Raw genomic sequence first — 18,650 nt, 5'->3', positions numbered from 1 at the left:
AGATCGGATCATCCCCGCGTACGCGGGGAGCACTGGTCCTTGCGGGTCGGCGGGCGTTTCGGCTCGGGATCATCCCCGCGTACGCGGGGAGCACTAGTTGATCTCAAGAGAAATCTCGCCGCCATCCGGATCATCCCCGCGTACGCGGGGAGCACCCCTGGTAGTGAGGATTGTGATCGCTGCTGCGGGGATCATCCCCGCGTACGCGGGGAGCACCCGGATTTCGTGGGTACCTGCGCCGTGTCGCCCGGATCATCCCCGCGTACGCGGGGAGCACACTTCCTGACCAGCGCAGAAACCCGGCAGTCGGTCGATTTTCATTCAGTTTCAACCGGGCAGGACGCCGACTTTACGACTCCACACCGAGGCCGACCGGGCAACTGACGCCCGTGTCGCCTAGCCCGCAGTAGCCGTTCGGCACCTTGTACAGGTACTGCTGGTGGTAGCCCTCGGCGTAGTAGAAGTCGCCGAGCGGTGCGAGTTCCGTGGTGATCTCGCCCTGGCCCGCGGCGCGGAGCGCCTGCTGGAACGTCTCCCGCGAGGACTCGGCCACGGCCCGCTGCTCGTCACCGTCGTAGTAGATCCCGGAGCGGTACTGCGTGCCGACGTCGTTGCCCTGGCGCATGCCCTGCGTCGGGTCGTGGCCCTCCCAGAACACCTTGAGCAGCTGTTCGTAGCTCACCCGTTCCGGGTCGTAGACGACGAGGACCGCCTCGGTGTGGCCGGTCATGCCGCTGCACACCTCTTCGTACGTCGGGTTCGGCGTGTACCCGCCCGCGTAGCCGACGGCCGTCGAGTACACGCCGTCGGTCATCCAGAACAACCGCTCGGCTCCCCAGAAACAGCCGAGGCCGAACACCGCGGTGCGCATACCGTCCGGGAACGGCGGCTTGATGCGCCGGTCCGGATACACCGCGTGCAGCTCCGGCGTCACCAGCGGTTCGGAACGTCCCGGCAGGGCCTCGTCCGCCGGCACCCGGCGCGTCTTGTCTCGACCGAAAAGCGACATACAGCCATGGTAGGCGACACATTCTCCTTCCGACCGTGATAACGACCCTGCATCGGCCAGTACTGTGCTCGGCGTACGTGCGCCCGCGGCGAAAGCGAGCAAGCACCACTGCACCACCCCCACTGCACCACCCGACGCACCCGCCGAGCATGAAGGACCACAGGGAGCCCGCCATGAGCTGGCAAGAAGAGCTGAGACGTCTCGACGCCCAGCTCACCGCCGGTGCCCTCACCCAGGCCGAGTACCGCCGCAAACGCGAAGAGGTCATCGCCGAAGCCTCGAGCGACGGCGGCTCCGACGCCACCGGTGACGACCGCGACGGCTCCGGCTCCGGCGGCGGCAGCGGCTCCGGCAGCGGGAACGGCTCCGGCGACGGACCGAAGTGGGCCGCCGCCAACTCGGCTGCGGCCGCGCAGCTTCCCGCAGGCAGCGACTCCGCCGACGTCCAGCCCGGCACACTCACGTCCGAGACTCCGCAGGCCCCGCAGCCCCCGCAGCCCCCGCAGTCTCCGCAGTCTCCGCAGTCTCCGCAGGCCCCGCCGACGACACCCGCTCCGACTCCGCTGAACCATGCCCCGTCGACGGCCCGGCGCGCACCCGCACCGCTGTTCATGCCGCACACGCCCGCGGACGGCTCGGCAACCGCCCCCGGCTCGGCAACCGCCTTCGGTTCCGCAACCGCCTTCGGCTCGGGCGGCGCGCCCGCGAACGAGACCTTCGCGGCGTCCCAGGCGAGCGACTACCCCGACTTCTCACCCGCACCGAAGAAGCGCAAGAGCCCCTGGATCATCGTGCCGCTGGTGATCCTCGTGGTGCTGGGCAGTGTCATCGGCGGCGCATGGTGGCTCTCCCGCTCCGACGACGGCCCGACCGCACCCGCACCGACCTCCGGCGCGCTGACGGACCCCGACGACGACACCGCCGGCACCGACGACGAGGTCGCGCTCGAGGAACAGTTGCCCGCGCTGCCAGGAACGGCGAATCCCGACAACTCGACGATGTCGGTGGACCGCGCACTCGACCTCGGACTCGTCACCCGGGCCGACGCCGAGTCGATGCGCAAGTTCGGCGTCGCCGACGTCGTCTACCGCGCCTCCTCCGAGGGCGAGGACGGCCAGCAGGGCAACAGCCTCGTCGTGGCCCGCACCCCGAGCGAGCAGAAGGCCATCGGGCTCCAACGCGCCATGAACACGACACTGGTCAAGGAGGGGTTCGCCAACGAACGCCTTCGCGACGACCCCCGGTTCATCGCCTTCACCGGAGAGCAATCCGACGGCCGGGTGAGCGTTCTGTGGTACGCGTCCGGCAGCCGTGCCGTCGGTATCGGCGTGTCCCAGCCGATGAGCGGTGACGAGAGCGAACTGATCACCCGCCTCGAGGAAATGCTGGTGTCGCTGCAGGACGCGCTACCCGCGTCGTAGGTGACTGCCCGGAATCGACGAGGTCACAAAATGACCCACACCTCCTCACAGCCTGCACACCGTGCAGAATGAGCGCAGTTCGAACACATCGCAGGAAGCGGCCGTCCGAGCCGGCGGCGCTGATCGAGCAGGGGGTACGGGGTGTCCTGGCAGGAAGAGTTGCGCAAGCTGGACGAGGAGCTTGCAGCGGGCAGACTCTCCGCTGACGACTACCGCGTCCGGCGCGACCAGGTGCTGTCGTCAGCCGTCACGCATGGTGACGAATCCGCAGGAGCACAGGCCCAGACTCCGGATCAAGCACCGGGCCAAGCGCCCGCTCAACCGGGCCAGCCGCAGCAGCCTGCCCAGCCGCAACAGCCCGGGCAGCCGGACCCTGCCCAGCAGCAGGCCGCGCCGCAGCAGCCCCAGCAGGCTCCGCAACAGCCGCCCCAGGATCCGCAGGGTCAGCAGTCCCAGCAGACTCCGCAGCAGCCCGGGCAACCCCAGGCTCCGCAACAGCCTGCGCAGCCGCAGGCCCAACAGCCACCCCAGAACCAGGGTGGTGACGGCAACTCGACGCAGGTCATCGCCCCGTTGACCCCACAGTCCGGCCAGCCGGGCCAGGCCGGTCAGCCCCCTGCCGGACCGGGCCAGCCGCCCGCGCAAGCAGGCCAGACGCCCCCGCAGGCGGGTAATCCGGGAGGCGATCCCGAGGCCACGCAGGCCGTGCGCCCTTCCGACCCGGAGGCGACCCAAGCCGTCCGCCCGGGCGATGCCGAAGCCACGCAGGCCGTGCAGCCGGTAGCCCCGCCGCAGCAGCCTCAGCAACCTCAGCAGCCGCAGCCGCCGCAACACCCCCAGCACCCGCAGGCCTCCCCCGCCGCCGGGTTCCCGCAGCCCGCGCAGGCACAACAGCAGCCGTGGAACGCTCCCGAGACCGACCAGAGCCCGCCGTGGGGCGGCGAGTTCCCGCCCGTCTCCCCCGGCAACTCGGCCGAATGGGGCCAGGGGCCCGAGGGTTCGTTCGACAGCGAGTCGAAGGGCGGCAAGGGCAAGATCTTCGCGATCGTCGCGGCGATCGTGCTGCTTGCGGGCGTCGCCACGGGATCGTTCTTCCTGTTCGGCTCCGGTGACGGGGAGCCGACGGCAAGCGGCGGCAACCAGGGCCAGCAGGGCGGTGGCGGCGACACCAGCCAGAGCCCGGAGCCGCAGGAGGACATGCCGCTCGAGGGCCACGAGGGAACGCTGGAGGACAGCAGCAGCGACACGCTCAAGTCCTGGGACGACATCGCGAACATCAAACTGCTCAACGACGACGAGCTCTCCGCGTACCAGAGCACCGCCCCCGGCAACGCCAAGTACGCCGTCTACCAGCACGACGGCGGCAAGGTGAAGACGGTGATCCTCATGGTCAAGGTGGCCGACCAGGACGCCGCGTCGGCTGCGGTGAGCGAGCTGCGCGACATCCAGCTCAAGAACAACCAGGAGAACACCTCGATCAACGGGGTGCCGGGTTCGGTGCAGGTCACCGAGATCCAGCGGAAGAAGGACGACGGCGAGATCGTCCAGCACGCGACGATGCGTGCCCACTACCTCTCCGGCGACGTCCTGGTGCGGGTCGAGGGCGTGTCCGGTCAGAAGAAGCTCGGCGCCATCAGGGACAAGTTCGAGGCGACCTTGAAGACCCAGCTCGAGAACCTGCCCGCCGATGAGTGAGCCGGCGCCACCGATGAGTGAGCCGACACCGTCCAGCGGTGACTTGACCGTGGTGACCGCCTGCACCATCGTCGCCCGCAACTACCTGCCCGCGGCGCGCGTGCTCGCGGCGTCGTACCTCAAGCACCATCCGGGGCACCAGTTCGTCGTCGGTGTCATCGACAGCGACTGCGGCGTCGGCACCGAGGATCCCGGTGACGACGAGACGGTCATCGACGGCATGCGCATCGTCGGGCCTTCGGCGTTCGGGATCGACTCCGAGACGTATCTGCGCATGGCGACGGCGTACTCGATCACCGAGCTGGCGACGGCCGTCAAGCCGTACCTGCTGCGTGAGCTGCGGGCGAACTCGTCGGTGGTGATCTACCTCGATCCGGACATCCAGGTGTTCTCGCCGATGCCGGAGGTCGCCGAACTCGCCCTCGAGCACAGCATCGTGCTCACCCCGCACTTCACCGCCCCGCTGCCGCGCGACGGCAAGGAGCCCGGCGACGCGGTCATCATGGGCACCGGCATCTTCAACCTCGGCTTCGTCGGTGTCGGACCGGGTTCGGAGGAGTTCCTCGAGTTCTGGGCGGGCCGCCTGCGCCAGGACGCGATCGTCGCGCCGGCCGAGCAGCTGTTCACCGACCAGCGCTGGGTCGACCAGGTGCCTGCCCTGTTCCGGCACGTGGTGCTCACCGACCCGGGCTTCAACGTGGCGTACTGGAACCTGCACGAACGCCCCGTCGAACGCTCCGACGACGGCGCCGTCACCGCGGGCGGGCACACGCTGCGGTTCTTCCACTTCTCCGGCTATCGCCCCGAGCGGCCGTGGCTGCTGACGCTGCACTGCGCCCGCAACCCGCGTGTGCTGCTGTCGGACAACCCGGACCTGCGCGCCCTGTGCGACGCCTACGGCTCGGCACTCAAGTCGTCCGGGTACGCCGAGACGCTGGAGGCCATCCCGTACGGCTTCGCGACGTTCGGCGACGGCACGCCACTGACCGCGGGCTGCCGGCGGCTGTTCCGCGACGGCTGGATCGCCGCCGAGACGCCCGACGAGACCGGCCGGGGCGCGGGCCGCCGCGACCCGATGCCGCCGCATGCCTACGGCGAGGACAAGGGTGAGGGGCTGCGTGCGTGGCTGTCGGCGCCCGCCGACCATGCGCAGGCCGCCGCGGGTCTGAACCGGATGACGATGGCCGTCTGGCGGGAGCGGACGGACCTGCAACTGGCGTTCCCGCACCCCACCGGCGCCGACGCCGGGGGCTTCCGCGCATGGTGCGCGGACTCGGGGGTCGACGAGCAGGTGCTGCCCGCGTGGGCGCTGCCCCACCGGCAGCCGGAGCCGCGCGAACCCGACGAGGACTTCGGCGTCAACCTCCTCGGCTATCTGACCGCCGAACTGGGGCTCGGTGAGATGGGCCGGGTCATCCACGACGCGATCGTCGACGCGGGTGTCGAGGTGGCGTCCGTGGTCGAGGAGAAGGCGGTGTCGAACCGCACCGGCGTCGAGCGGCCCGCCACCGCGGGCGACCCGCGGTTCCCGCTCAGCATCATCGCCGTCAATGCCGACCAGACCCGCCTGGCCACCTCGACGCATCCCGACGTCGTCCGCGACCGGTACCGCATCGGGCTGTGGGCGTGGGAGCTCGAGGACTTCCCCGAGTGGCAGCACGAGGCGTTCGGGATGGTCGACGAGGTGTGGACCGTCAGCGATTTCTGCCGCGACGCGTTCGCCGCGCACGCGACCGTGCCGGTGAAGACGATCCCCGTGCCCGTGCGTGACCCGGGACCCAGCGCGCGCGTCCGCAAGACGGGCGATCCGACCCGGTTCCTGTTCGCATTCGACTTCAACAGCGTGGGCGAACGCAAGAATCCGTGGGGCGCGGTCGAGGCGTTCCGGATCGCGTTCGAAGGCCGCACCGATGCGCGGCTCGTGCTCAAGACGATCAACGGCGACCTGCACCCGCAAGCTGCGGAACGCCTGCGCACGATGGTCGCCGACGACGCGCGCATCGAACTCGTCGAGGGCTACGTCAGCGCCGCCGAGCTGGCCGACCTGTACGCCTCCGCCGACTGCTACGTGTCGCTGCACCGCAGTGAGGGCTTCGGGCTGACGATCGCCGAGGCGATGGCGCGCGGCATGCCGGTGATCAGCACCGCGTACTCGAGCACCACCGAATTCCTCGACGCCGGCACGGGCTGGCCGATCCCCTACCGTCTGGTGCCGGTCGGTGACGGTTGCGAGCCGTACCACCCGGACGCGCTGTGGGCCGAGCCCGACGTGGACGCCGCGGCCGAGGCGATGCGCCAGGTCGCCGACGTGCCGGCGGAAGCCGCGCGCCGGGGCGGGGCTGCCCGCGACCACATCCTGCGCACCCGGTCGATGGGGGCCGCGTCGACCTGGCTGCGCTCCGAGCTGGAACGCGCCCACCGGACGTGGCTCGAACGCCACCGGGCCGTCGAGGACAAGCCTGCCGTCGAGAACCCGCTCACGCCGATGCGCGAGTCCCGCGAGGCGCTGCGCTGGCGGCCCGAGACGGGGGCCGCGGCTCGCTCACCGGTCGCACCCGCACTGCGCAAGGCCGTGCTGAGGCTGCTGGACCACTACGACGTCCACCAGCGCAAGGTGCTCGGCACTCTGCAGGACGGGTCCGAAACGACCATGCAGCGACTGCTGGAGCGGATCGAGGCACTCGAACGGTCCGTCGAGGCCACCTCCAGCGAGGCCGCCGAGGCACGCGAGACTGCTCGCCGCCAGGAGAAGCGGGCCGAGCAGCTGCGCCGCACGGTGGACGAACTGCGCCAGGCCGACACCGTCAGCACGGAACAACTGCACCGCACCGTGGCCGAACACGGCGCCGGTGTCGGTGTCGATGTCGAGGAGTTCCGCAGCAGCCAGGACGACATCCGCACACTCGCCGACCGGCTCGCGCACCTGAACTCCGACATCGACCGGCGGCAGGAGTCGATACAGGACCTCGTCCAGGCTCGCGACCAGCGGTTCGACAACGACGAACACGCCATCCAGCGACTCGGCCGAGACCTGGAGGCAGTGCTGGAGGCGGCGCGGCTGGTGCACGCCCCGATCCCCGAGGGCGGCGACGTCGTGGTGTGCGACACGGGCGCGCTGCTGCTGCCCGTCGACGACGTGATGCTGCCGTGGATCCGCCACCACCGGTCGTGGGAACGCGACGAGGCGCAGTTGCTGACGCAGTTGGCGGGGCGGCGCCCGGGGGCGTTCCTCGACGTCGGCGCGCACGTCGGCTATCACACGCTGAGCCTGCTGCGGTCGTCTTCTGCCGTCACGAACGTGGTGGCCGTCGAAGCCGACCCGACGAACGCCGAGTTCCTGCGCCGCAACCTGGCCGTGAACCTGCCGAAGGACCGTTCCGGGCTGGTCAACGTGCTGGAGGCGGCCGCATGGGACGCCGACGGCAACCTCGTGCTGGCGCACACCGACGAGCGCAACAGCGGTGACCACCGGGTGCGCGAACCGGACGGTACGGCGGGGCTGATGGTCCAGGCCGTGCGGCTCGACGGCAGCACCGACGTGCTGCGCCAGCCGGTGGGCCTGGTCAAGACGGATCTGCAGGGCCGCGACCACCGTGCGCTCGCCGGACTGCAGGAGACACTCGAGCGGGACCGGCCGGACGTGCTGTGCGAGTTCTCGCCGGAGGCGATCGAGGAGTTCGGCGACGACCCGGCCGCCGTACTCGTCGCCTACCGCAAGTGGGGATACCAGCCGGTCGAACTGCTCGCCGACGGCACACTCGCCGACGACGAACCGGACGACATGCTGATCCACCACGCCCGCATGGACCGCCGCGGCTTCACCACCCTCTGGCTCCGCCCGCAGTAACCCTCCGCATCCGTCGGTTGTGACCACCACCCGTCCGTGAGATCTCGGATGCGCGGTTGATTACTCCGCGTCGAGATCGCTACGCGGGTCAGCTCGGCTACGGGGTCGCTACCCGGAATCAGCTCCGCCGCGGGTTCAGCCTCGCTACGGGTTCAGCCTCGCTACGGGTTCAGCTCGGCGTACGCCATCAGGTAGGCACCCCACCAGGCACCGGCGACGCTGGCCAGCGACAGCACGACGGCCGACACCCACCGCGGCGCACGGGCCAGCAGAAACGCCACCGGGACGGCGAGCGTGATCGCGGGCAGCAGGAACCGGGCCCGGCAGTTCCAGAACGCGCCCGTGCCGAGCGCCGAGACCATCATCATCGCGGTGTAGACGTGCGCGGGCAGCGGGATCGACCGGATGAACCACGACGCCACCAGCAGCCCGATGCTCACCAGCACGACGCCGGCGAGGATCACCGACCACATCGGCTCGTCGCCGGAAAGCGCCCTGGAGAAGGTGATCCACGTGAGCTCACCGCCGTCGAATCCCATGTGCCAGGCGTGTTCCTGGATCCAGAACCACGCGTCGAGGCGCCCACCACGCCAGCCGACGTACAGCAGGTACGCGGCCAGTCCGAGCGGCGCGAGCAGCGCGGCGGCCCAGGGGCGCCAGCCGTCGCGTCGGCGCACGATCGCGATCAGCGCCGCGACGCCGACGGCCGCGATGAGGGCCACAGCCGTACTCCGGGACAGCCCCGCTACCAACGTCAACCCGCCCGCGGCCAGCCATTGCCGCCGTTCGAGCGCCACCAGCGTCCACACCGCGACGGCCACGAACAGCGACTCGGAGTAGCCCATGCGCAAGGCGATCGCGCCGGGCGCGACCGCCCACAGCACCGCCATCAGATTGCCGACGCGCGGTCCGCCGAGGCGCGTGCCGAACGCGTGCAGCCCCCACGCCGCGACGCCGCCCGCGAGCAGCGACACCAGCAGTAGCGCGGCCGCGGCGGGCATGCCGAACAGCCCGAACACCGACGCCAGCCCGGGCAGCAGCGGGAAGAACGCGAGGCTGACCGGTTCGGGGTTGCCGTTCTCGTCGAGGAGGACGTCCTGGCGGTAGCCGTGCTCGGCGATCTCGGCGTACCAGTTGACGTCGTAACTGCCGACCAGCTCCGTGAACGAGACGCCCGCGCGGTCGGCGACAAGCGCGATGACGACGTACGAGACGACCTGGACCGCGTAGAACGCTGTGAGCGCGGGCAGGGCCGGCCGGAGCGCACGCCACACCCGGTGGCGAAGTGTCACGGTTGCCGCCGATACGGGTGCGGCGGTCGTGTCGGTCATGTGCAGGTGTCGCAACTCGTCGATCGGACGGGGATTCCACAGTCATGCTAACTGCCGATACGCTGCCGCTTGCCCGTTCGACGTTGGTGTGAACCAACGCACCGTGGGGCAAAGGGGTGACATCCACGGTGAAACGGCAGGTACAAGCGGCACGCTGAGGGGGTGAGTGCGGTGGACAAGACGTCACGCTCTCGGCCGAAGCCGCTCGAAGGCGACGACAAGACACGCATCTCGTTCGTCGACATGGGCCGCGCGATCGCCGCGCTACTGGTGGTCTACTCCCACATCGCTCACCCGTGGGTGCAGGCGAAGGGCGAGAACGCACCCGTCATCGAGTTCGTCGAGACGTTCAGCAGCGAACCGATGCGCATGGCCACTCAGGGCATCGGCCAGATCGCGGTGCCGTTCTTCTTCCTGGTCAGCGGGTTCATCGTGACGCCGATCGCGATCCGCCAGGGGCGGCGGAAGTTCGCACTCAACCGGTTCATCCGCGTGTACGCACCGCTGCTGTTCGTACTGCTGTTGACGGCGGCTGCACTGTGGGCGGGCCTCGAACCGCAGTCGACGGGCCAGCCGCAGGAGCTGACACCGTGGACGATGTTCACCAACTGGACCCTGGTGAACTACGTCCTGTATCCGCAGATCGTCCTCATGCCGGTGGCCTGGACCATGATCATCGAGGTGCTGTTCTACCTCATCCTGCTGGCGCTGCTGCCGGTGTTGCGGCGGGCGGTGTGGCTGGCGATCGGCATCGAGCTGACGTTCGTGTTCGTAGTGCTGTCGAGCCGCAACGAGCTGAACGAATCGTGGTCGCTGTTCGCGGTCAACGTGTCGTACCTGCCGATCCTGATCATCGGCCAGGTCGTCTGGGCCACGACGTCGAAGAAGATCCCGCTCTGGGCAGGCGGCGTGTTCGGCGCACTGGCGTGGATGCTGTACGTGTACGCCGACATCGTCGACGTCGGGCGCATCGACGACTCGTACAACCTCGCGATGTCGATCGCCGTGATGTTCTTCCTGATTGGCTATTTCGCCGAGCCGAAGCTGCGGCAGTTCCGCTTCTGGACGGCGATGTCGGAACGCTCGTACTCCATCTATCTACTGCACAGTCTCGGCATTTTCGTCACGCTCGGCCTGCTGCGCCCTGCGGTGCCGTTCGCGATCGCACTGCCGATATCACTGCTGGTCACGGCAGCACTGGTCGAGATCAGTTACCGAGGTGTCGAGCGGCCCAGTCACCAGTGGGCCCGGAGTCTGTCCCGGCGCGTGGGCAACACCGCGAAGCACGGGTCCGGCAATGCCGGAGGTGCCGGTAGGGCCGGTAGGGCCGGTCCGGGAGCCGACGGTGCCGGGACCGGTGGTGCCGATCAGGCTGCGTCGACCGGTCCTGCGTCGACCGGTGAAGCCGTGTCGGCCGGTGAAGCCGTGTCGGCCGACGCGGACCACACGGACGCCGACCGGGATGCAGGTGTCGGCGAGGTGACCGTGCAGATCCCGGCCGACCAGGGCGCTGCAGGATCGCGCGGTGTGACGCCGTCCGAGCCGGTCCGAGCCACCCGTTCGGAACCGCTGCCCGCCGATCCGGCACGTTCCCGGCCGACCCGCTCGGCGCCCCGGAGTCCGGAGCCCGCACCGCCTCGTCCCGAATCCCCTCGTTCGGAATCCCCTCGTTCGGAACCGCTGCCACCACGGAATCGACCGCGCCGGCCCGCACCCCAGCCACCCCCGGAGCACGGCGGTGGTGTCGCCGAACCACGATTCAACGGACACGGCGACCAGCCGAACCACCCCGGTGACCGCCCTCGCCCCCATCCCGATCCGGAGGAACCGGCCCGGAACCACAGGGCGGAATCCGCCCCGGACCGCCAGGGGGAGCCGCCCCGGGATCGCCCCGCACAGCCACCTCCGCGGCCGGATCGACAACCGCCTGAAGCCCGACCACCCGAAGCCGGACCGTCCGGAACCGGACCGGCCGATGTCCCACCACCCGAAACCGGTGTCGACCCGCGCCGCGAGCCGCCGCAGGCATCGAATCCGGCCGAGGCCGGCCCTCGCGAACGCCCGGACCGGCAGCAGCGCACGGCCGACCCCGGGGCGGAACACCCCGGGGCGGAGCAACCGTGGAGACAACGCCGACGGCCACCGGAACAGCCGCCACCGCGGAGACCGTCGGAAGCCGAGCCGCGGCAACCGCCACCGGAGCAGCCACCACCGCGCTCCCCCGAGCAGCACTCCCTCCAGCAACAGCCTCCCCGACAGCGGCCTGCCGGACAGTGGTCTCCCCAACAGCCATCTCCCGAGCAGCACTCCCTCCAGCAACAGCCTCCCCGACAGCCGCCTCCCGAGCAGCCATCTCCCGAGCAGTGGCCGCGGGAACGTCGGCCTCGCCGTCCCGTTGGAGAGGACGGCCCGGGACACGCGCGTTGACACCTCCTGCCCGCCCGTCGAACGAACCTCTGCCTCACCCACACGGGCGAGACAGGCCGGAGCGTGTTCGTCATGAACCCGTGTCCCTGGGCGACGACGGACACGTGCCGCATCCGGCAGTCCGGCCGAAGGAGGAACCATGGACGACCGAGCGGAACCGACCCCGACCGAACCCACCGTCGAGGCCGAGGCACGCGTCGACGCCGTACCTGATCGTCGCCGATTCCCGGCGTGCGATCGAGTTCTGCATCGAGGCGTTCGGCGCGGTCCGGCGCGGTGACGTTCGGCGTCGACGTGGGGCCCGTTACCGAAGGCGACCTGATCAGCGCCCGATGGGTCGCTCACGGGCATTACCAGGCGGCAGCGACGACCTTCCACGGACACGACATCCTCCGGCACGACACCCTTCGTCACGGTGGGAACCGATTCGTCGAGTACTGGGTGATCGCCGAAACACCGTGACTCCGCCGCAGCGTTGCCCGCTGCGGTGCCACCGTGCGGCCGCGCCTCGGTGCCTCGGTGCCGCGGTGTTGCCGTGCCTCGGTGCCGCGGTTCGCTACACCTGCCGGTTGTCGTCCGGTGCACCTGCCGGCACGCACTGACGGCTGTTCACGTGCCGGCGAGAAGGGCCGCTCCCTCGTCGGCGGCGGCCTCGGCCACGTCGCGGGGATCGCCGTGGCCTGCGAGGACGCGGTACTCGGTGCGGCCGAGGAGCTGCCACGCGGTCCGCATTTCGGGCCACGACGGCATGGGCGTTCCGGTGCGGCACTGTTCGATGTACGGCCGCAGCATCGGATCACTGCGGTGCAGCGTGTCCATCGCGTCCTCGTGTACGGGCACGACCCTGCGGATCCGGTTGAGGTCCTGACCTGCGGTCGGCGACGCCTGGTACGTGGTGAGCAGATCGCGCGCGGCGGGCAGGTTGCGCGCGCGGTGGTTGAGGTAGAAGCCGTGGACCGACACGAGCGGTGTCGGGGGCTTGTCCCCGAACCGGGGAACGGGCGCGACGGTGACGTTCAGCCCCCGGCGGCGAATATCGGTCAGCGCCAGGGACGAACTGATCAGGTACGGCGCCCGGCCGCCGAGGAACGATCGCAGCGCTCCACGGCGGTCCACGTCGGGATCCAGGACGCCGCCCTGTGCTCTGCCGAGCGCGGCCAGTCTTTCGAACGCGTCGACGAAATCGCCACGCCAGCACCCGCTTCGATGCTCCTGCCCGGGGCCACGGCCGGCCCCGAAGAACGAGGCGCCCGCACTGCTGAGCAGCGGCCACGCGTGAAACGGATCGCCGTCCGGAGCGCCCACCTGTAGCGCGACGGCGACGCCGTCATCGATTCCCTTGGCACGCAACGCATACCGCCCGGTGGCGACGACGTCGGCGAAGGTCGACGGCATCGAACCGGTGCCGGCGAGGGCATCGTTGCGGATCAGCGCGACGCTGTCCATGACGTACGGCACCGCGTACAGCGGGTCACCGTTGCTGAGCGCGTCGGTCGCAACGGCCGACATGCCGGAGCGGTCCTCGACGGTCAGCGGTGGTTGTTCGACCCAGTCCTCGGTGACGGCCCTGCCGAGCCAGCCGTGTGGACCGGCGACGACGTCCGGCAGCTGGTAGCCGGCGGGCGCGTGTCCGGTCGAGGCGACGTGGGCGAACGCCGTTTCGAGCGCTTCGGTGCTGTCGAAGGATTCGACCCTGATGCGGACCGAGTAGTCCTTGCGGAAGCGGCTGTCCCGGCCGAAGTACCGCCTCAGGATGTCCGCCCTCGCGCTTTCCGACCACAACACGAGGGAACGGATCCGTTCGGCGATGCGTTCGTCACGGAGCCAGCATTCGCGACCGCTGCGGAACGTCACCTGGACTTTGTGCTGGTCGGTGTCGTGTGCACGGGAAACGCGCTCGTCATGGACGTCATCACTCAGCCAGAGGTGGGTGTCGTCCGGCTTCAGTACGGCGATTTCACGGCGGGCCGTCCGGCGCCGGGCTCCGCACACCACCGTGACGACGATCTGTTGCAACGGAACGTTTGATCCATTGTAGACAATCGCTCCGGTGTTGTCCGCGTCGTGGGCGATCTGCCAGCCGGTGCGGATCGCCATGGCCCGCGATTTGTTCCGCCGCGCCAGAAAGAACACCGTGGCGGAAGCAACGCCGCTCATCGCGGCGATGAGCGCGCCGAGCAGATCGGCAATGCCGGTGAGGTGCGGCATTGCCGCGGCGCTGAAACCTACGAGCTCTGACCCCCATGAGAGCATCGTCCCATGTTATCAATGTAAACCCTTGCGACAGAACAACGAACTGCAACTTGCACCGGTCAGCGGCCGACGGCATACCCTTGCATACCGCGCGCATTCGCCGCAGCACGAAGGATTCCGCCGTTCGGATCACGCGACACGGCTGAAAGACGTCCCAGTGCCCACGGTCCGGCGTCGACCACATCGTGGCCGCGATCCGCCAGGTCGGCGAGCACATCGTCGCCGACGCGCGATTCGACAACGAGCTCTTTCGGTGTCCACGACCTCGGAGAGAACGAACTCGGAAAAGCCGTCGTGTGCCACGCGGGCGCGTCGATCGACTCCTGCAGGTTCAGTCCCACCCCGACGTGTGCGAGCCAGAAGCAGAGCTGCCACTGATCCTGTTGGTCGCCGCCGGGTGTGCCGAACGCGAGGACCGGTTCGCCGTCGCGCAACGCCATCGACGGCGACAGCGTGATCCGCGGACGTTTTCCGGGCGCGAGCGAGTTGGGCAGGCCCTCCTCGAGCCAGAACATCTGCGCCCGGGAGTCCAGGCAGAAACCCAGGTCGGGGATCATGGGTGACGACTGCAGCCAACCACCGGACGGTGTGGCGGACACGATGTTGCCCGCGGCGTCGACGACGTCGATGTGCACGGTGTCGCCGCGATTCCGCCCCTGCGGTTCGACGGTGGGTTCGCCGATCGCGCCGGAACCCGCCGTCGCGCCGCGCGTGCGCTCGATCATCTCCGGCAGTCGGGCTCCGTCGCCGCCGGGGCGGAGCCGGTCGCTCGCGTCGTCGCCGAGCAGAGCGCGGCGCTGTGCGGCGTACTCACGCGAAAGCAGCCGGCCGACCGGAACGTCGCCGGTGTCGCCGTACCAGGCTTCGCGGTCGGCGAAGGCGAGCTTCGCGGCTTCGGTGGCGAGATGAATCGTCGTTGCGGTCGGTTTTCCGTCCACATAGGACAGATCGAGTTCTTCGAGGATGCGGAGCTGTTGAACGAGGGCCGGACCCTGGGTCCACGCACCGCACTTGACGAGACTCCACTCGCCGAAGTCCGCGACGACGGCTTCCTCGTAAGACGCTTCCCACGAGGCGAGGTCGTCACCGGTCAGCAGCCCGGCATGATCACGACCCGAATCGTCCCGGAATACGGTGCGGGTGAACGCATCGACGGCGTCGGCGACGAAGCCCTGCGCCCATGCCCGCCGCGCGGCATCGATCTGTTGCTCACGGCCGGATACCGTTTCCGACTCGGCGAGCAGCCGCTGCCAGGTCCGGGCCAGGGCACGGTTCGGGTGCAGCGAGCCCACGGTCGGCACGTCTCCACCGGGCAGCCATTGCCGCGCAGACGTCGGCCAGTGGGTGGCGAACAGCTCGGACACCGCGCGGATCGTGGCAGCGATCCGGTCGAGCACCGGAATCCCGTTCCAGGCATACGAGATCGCGTACCCGAGCACGTCGCGGAGCGACTTGGTGCCGTAGTCGCGCAGAAGGAGCAGCCAGGCATCCCACGCGCCCGGCACGGTGGCCGAGAGCAAACCACTGCCGGGGATCAGCTCCAGTCCGAGGTCATCGAAACGGTCGATCGTGGCCGCTGCGGGAGCGCCGCCCTGACCGCACAACACGCGGGGGCGGCGGCCTGCGGGAGCGAAGATCGCCGGCACCTGCCCGCCGGGTCCGTTCAGGTGCGGCTCGGCGACCTGAAGTACGAAACCCGCAGCGACCGCGGCGTCGAAAGCATTTCCCCCGTCTTCCAGTACCGCCATTCCCGCCGCCGAGGCGAGCCAGTGTGTGGAGGCGACCATGCCGTGTGTTCCGGCGAGTTCGGGTCTGGTGGTGAATGCGGAGGGATGCGACACACCACGACCCTACGACCCGTCAGGTAGTTACCTCAACTAACGAGATCTCAGCCGACGGCAGACGTGGCGTGTTCGACGATCCGCGGCCGGCCGATGCCCTGCCAACTCAGCCCGGTGGACAGAACCGTGGTCGGATCGAGCAGGTTCCGGGTGTCCAGGACGGTGTCGCCGTGCATCGCCTCGGCCATGACGTGCCAGTCCAGCTTGCGAAACTCCGGCCACTCGGTGAGAACCACGACGGCGTCCGCGTCCTTCGCCGCCCGGTACGGGCTGTCGACCACCAGCATTCCGGGTTGCTCTTCGGCGATCGCCGGATCATAGGCGGCGACCTCAGCCCCGTGAGCGCACAGCACGGACGCCACACCGAGTGCCGGCGAATCCCGGAGATCGTTCGTTCCCGCCTTGAACGCGAGCCCCAACAGGCCGATCCGAGCGCCGGAGAGATCACCACCGACCGCCTTCGCGATCTTCGCGATGACCCGTTCCCGCTGAGCGAGGTTCTCCGCAGCCGCCGCGCCGAGCAGGTCGAACCCGAACCCGACCGATTCGGACATGCGCAGCAGCGCACTGGTGTCCTTCGGCAGGCACGAACCTCCCCACCCCGGCCCGGGTTCCAGGAACGACCGCCCGATACGCCGGTCATATCCCATTCCTTCAGTGACCGAATCGATGTCCGCACCGAACCGTTCGCACAGCTCCGCGACCGAGTTGACGTACGACAGCTTCATGGCAAGGAAGCAGTTGGCCGCATACTTGACCAGTTCGGCACTCGCCGCGTCCGTGACCACCGACGGCGCGCCCAGTGCTGAGTACAGGTCGACGACCATCCGTGCCGCCTCCGCCGTCTCGGATCCGACGACGATCCGGTCCGGTCGCAGGAAGTCGCGCACCGCGCTGCCTTCACGCAGGAACTCCGGATTCGACACGACCGGGACGTCCGTTCTGCCGAGCAGCGCGCTGATCCGCTGCGTCGTTCCGACCGGAACCGTCGATTTGGTGACGACAGCACAACCGGACGGCAAGTGATCGGCGAGCTCGGCGACCACCTCCTCCACGGCTCGCAGGTCGGCTGCACCGCCCGCCCCCATCGGCGTCGGTACGCACAAGAACACCGCGTCCGCCTCGACCGCTGCGCCCGCGGCACCCACGACGAACGACAGCGTCCCTTCGGCGATCCCACGCGACACCAGTTCCGGTAGGCCTGGCTCGACGATGTCCACGCGGCCGGCCGACAGCCTCGCGACCTTCACTCTGTCCACATCTGCACAGGTCACCTGATGACCAAGGCTGGCAAGGCAGGCGCCCGTGGTAAGTCCGACGTACCCCGTTCCGACCACGACGATCCGCGCAGCGTCCATGAGGTAACGGTCACAGTCGCCGGTGACCTGCGGGCGAACACCGAGGGAACCGTCAGGCGGACATTCGTCGACGAATCGACCGCGTGACCACGTACGCTCTGTTTGCTCGAAGACGTGCGAGAAAGGACGAGCATGCAGATCAAGGACACCGCAGCCATCGTGACGGGTGGCGCTTCCGGTCTCGGCGGCGCTGCCGCGAAGGCGCTGGCCGCCAAGGGCGCCCGCGTGTTCGCATTCGACCTCGCGGCCTCGATCGACAAGGCCGAGCAAGTCGAAGGTGTCACCTACGTCGAGGCCGACGTGACGGACGGTGCCGCGCTGCGGACCGCCGTCGAAAAGGCCGCCTCCAGCGACGTCCCGTTGCGCATCGTCGTCAATTGCGCAGGTATCGGCCCTTCGGCGCGGATCCTGTCGAAGAAGGGAACGCATGACCTCGACCTCTTCCACAAGGTCGTCAACATCAACCTGGTCGGCACCTTCAACGTCATGACCCTCGCGGCCGAGGCCATTGCCGACACCGAACCACTCGAGGACGGCCAACGCGGCGTCGTGATCAACACCGCGTCGGTCGCCGCCATCGAGGGGCAGATCGGCCAGATCGCCTACTCGGCTTCCAAGGGCGGTGTCGTCGGTATGACCGTGCCCGCCGCACGCGACCTCGCCTCACAGGGCATTCGCGTCATGACCATCGCGCCGGGCATCATCGACACACCGATGCTGGCGACCGTCGGCGACGACGTCCGTGCCGGCCTTGCCTCCGGGGTTCCGTTCCCGAAGCGTCTCGGCCGGCCCGACGAGTACGGTCAACTGGCTGTCGACATCGTCGAACACGACTACCTCAACGGTGACGTCATCCGCCTCGACGGGTCGCTCCGCATGGCTCCGCGATAACGATGAACACCCGACGGTCGTGACACCTCGCCGACGGCGGTGCGTCGACCGCAGGCATCGCGTGCACCACACGACCTCGGCTACAGGCGCCGTATCGTGTCGCGCCGTGCCGTGCCACTTGCGTCGTGCCGTTTCGCGTCGTGCCGCTTGCGTCGTGCCGTTACGGCGCGCTGTGTCACGCTGTGCTACTGACGGTTCCGTACGACGGTCGCGGGCCGCCGCTGCCCACGCCGCAGATGGCCGAACGTGTCGACTGCGCTGTCGAATTTCGCCCCCGAGACGACCGTGTTTCGGGGGCGAAATTCGTTCTCGATACCGAAACCACCGTCGCAATCGGCGTCTGTCTCGGCGGTCGGACCCGCGACAACTCCGACAGTCCGACAGTGGACCGATCCAGGAATGCACATTTCGTGACCCCACGGGGCCCCCTTCCGCCTCCAACGAGAAAACCCCGGCCCGCAGGAAAACCAGCACTGCAGACCGGCCCGTCGAACCCTGTAGCTGCACCGGACTCACACCCTGCCGAACCGACACCGGACCCAACTGACACCGGACCGAACCAACACGGAACGGGTTG

At 69.2% G+C, this 18,650-nt stretch carries 11 protein-coding genes and 1 CRISPR repeat array; of the genes, 6 read left to right on the top strand and 5 right to left on the bottom strand.

Annotated elements, in window-relative coordinates:
• Positions 1 to 5: 5 nt before the first annotated feature.
• A CRISPR array of direct repeats spans positions 6 to 277; the repeat unit is 28 nt; unit sequence GGATCATCCCCGCGTACGCGGGGAGCAC.
• Positions 278 to 349: 72 nt separating this feature from the next.
• Entirely contained in the window at positions 350 to 1,009 is a 660-nt protein-coding gene (msrA, locus tag LY41_RS17410; RefSeq protein ID WP_253865112.1) for a peptide-methionine (S)-S-oxide reductase MsrA, read from the bottom strand.
• 173 nt (positions 1,010 to 1,182) lie between these two features.
• On the opposite strand from msrA, the gene LY41_RS17405 reads away from it, so the two are divergent.
• The 3 genes from LY41_RS17405 to LY41_RS17395 all read left to right on the top strand — a co-directional run bounded on the left by LY41_RS17405 (position 1,183) and on the right by LY41_RS17395 (position 7,972).
• Positions 1,183 to 2,430, top strand: a complete 1,248-nt coding sequence (locus LY41_RS17405; protein WP_253865111.1) for a hypothetical protein — start codon at positions 1,183 to 1,185, stop codon at positions 2,428 to 2,430.
• Positions 2,431 to 2,571: 141 nt separating this feature from the next.
• Positions 2,572 to 4,125 (top strand): flagellar basal body-associated FliL family protein, encoded by a 1,554-nt coding sequence (locus LY41_RS17400; RefSeq protein WP_253865110.1) that lies wholly within the window; start codon positions 2,572 to 2,574, stop codon positions 4,123 to 4,125.
• Positions 4,118 to 7,972 carry an FkbM family methyltransferase gene (locus tag LY41_RS17395; RefSeq protein ID WP_253865109.1) on the top strand — a complete coding sequence of 1,285 codons (3,855 nt, stop codon included), beginning with the start codon at positions 4,118 to 4,120 and terminating at the stop codon, positions 7,970 to 7,972. Before LY41_RS17400 ends, LY41_RS17395 begins: the two co-directional genes overlap by 8 nt.
• Positions 7,973 to 8,133: 161 nt before the next feature.
• Here LY41_RS17395 and LY41_RS17390 read toward each other — a convergent pair whose 3' ends face one another.
• Positions 8,134 to 9,303, bottom strand: coding sequence for a putative hexosyltransferase (locus tag LY41_RS17390; RefSeq protein WP_253865108.1), 1,170 nt, complete (start codon positions 9,301 to 9,303; stop codon positions 8,134 to 8,136).
• A gap of 162 nt (positions 9,304 to 9,465) precedes the next feature.
• Between LY41_RS17390 and LY41_RS17385 the strand changes: the two genes are divergently transcribed.
• Positions 9,466 to 11,730: an acyltransferase family protein gene (locus LY41_RS17385; RefSeq protein WP_253865107.1), complete on the top strand. Its 2,265-nt coding sequence runs from the start codon at positions 9,466 to 9,468 to the stop codon at positions 11,728 to 11,730.
• Positions 11,731 to 12,339: 609 nt separating this feature from the next.
• On the opposite strand, the gene LY41_RS17380 is transcribed toward LY41_RS17385, so the two are convergent.
• The 3 genes from LY41_RS17380 to LY41_RS17370 all read right to left on the bottom strand — a co-directional run bounded on the left by LY41_RS17380 (position 12,340) and on the right by LY41_RS17370 (position 17,182).
• Positions 12,340 to 13,938 carry a sugar ABC transporter substrate-binding protein gene (locus LY41_RS17380; RefSeq protein WP_253865106.1) on the bottom strand — a complete coding sequence of 533 codons (1,599 nt, stop codon included), beginning with the start codon at positions 13,936 to 13,938 and terminating at the stop codon, positions 12,340 to 12,342.
• 104 nt (positions 13,939 to 14,042) lie between these two features.
• Entirely contained in the window at positions 14,043 to 15,770 is a 1,728-nt protein-coding gene (locus tag LY41_RS17375; protein ID WP_253865543.1) for a gamma-glutamyltransferase family protein, read from the bottom strand.
• 101 nt (positions 15,771 to 15,871) lie between these two features.
• Complete coding sequence (locus tag LY41_RS17370; protein WP_253865105.1) at positions 15,872 to 17,182, bottom strand: UDP-glucose dehydrogenase family protein; 1,311 nt, start codon at positions 17,180 to 17,182, stop codon at positions 15,872 to 15,874.
• On the opposite strand from LY41_RS17370, the gene LY41_RS17365 reads away from it, so the two are divergent.
• Together LY41_RS17365 and LY41_RS17360 are read left to right on the top strand one after the other, a co-directional pair.
• A complete protein-coding gene (locus LY41_RS17365) occupies positions 17,102 to 17,269 on the top strand; it encodes a hypothetical protein (RefSeq protein ID WP_253865596.1) in 168 nt (55 codons plus the stop codon). The two genes, LY41_RS17370 and LY41_RS17365, sit on opposite strands and share 81 nt — an antisense overlap.
• A 45-nt stretch (positions 17,270 to 17,314) precedes the next feature.
• Positions 17,315 to 18,073, top strand: a complete 759-nt coding sequence (locus LY41_RS17360; protein ID WP_253865104.1) for an SDR family NAD(P)-dependent oxidoreductase — start codon at positions 17,315 to 17,317, stop codon at positions 18,071 to 18,073.
• Positions 18,074 to 18,650: the final 577 nt, after the last annotated feature.

It is taken from the genome of Prauserella halophila, from assembly GCF_024171895.1.
In the GTDB taxonomy this organism is placed as follows: Bacteria; Actinomycetota; Actinomycetes; order Mycobacteriales; family Pseudonocardiaceae; genus Prauserella; species Prauserella halophila.
This window is presented reverse-complemented; position numbering and strand designations above follow the sequence as displayed.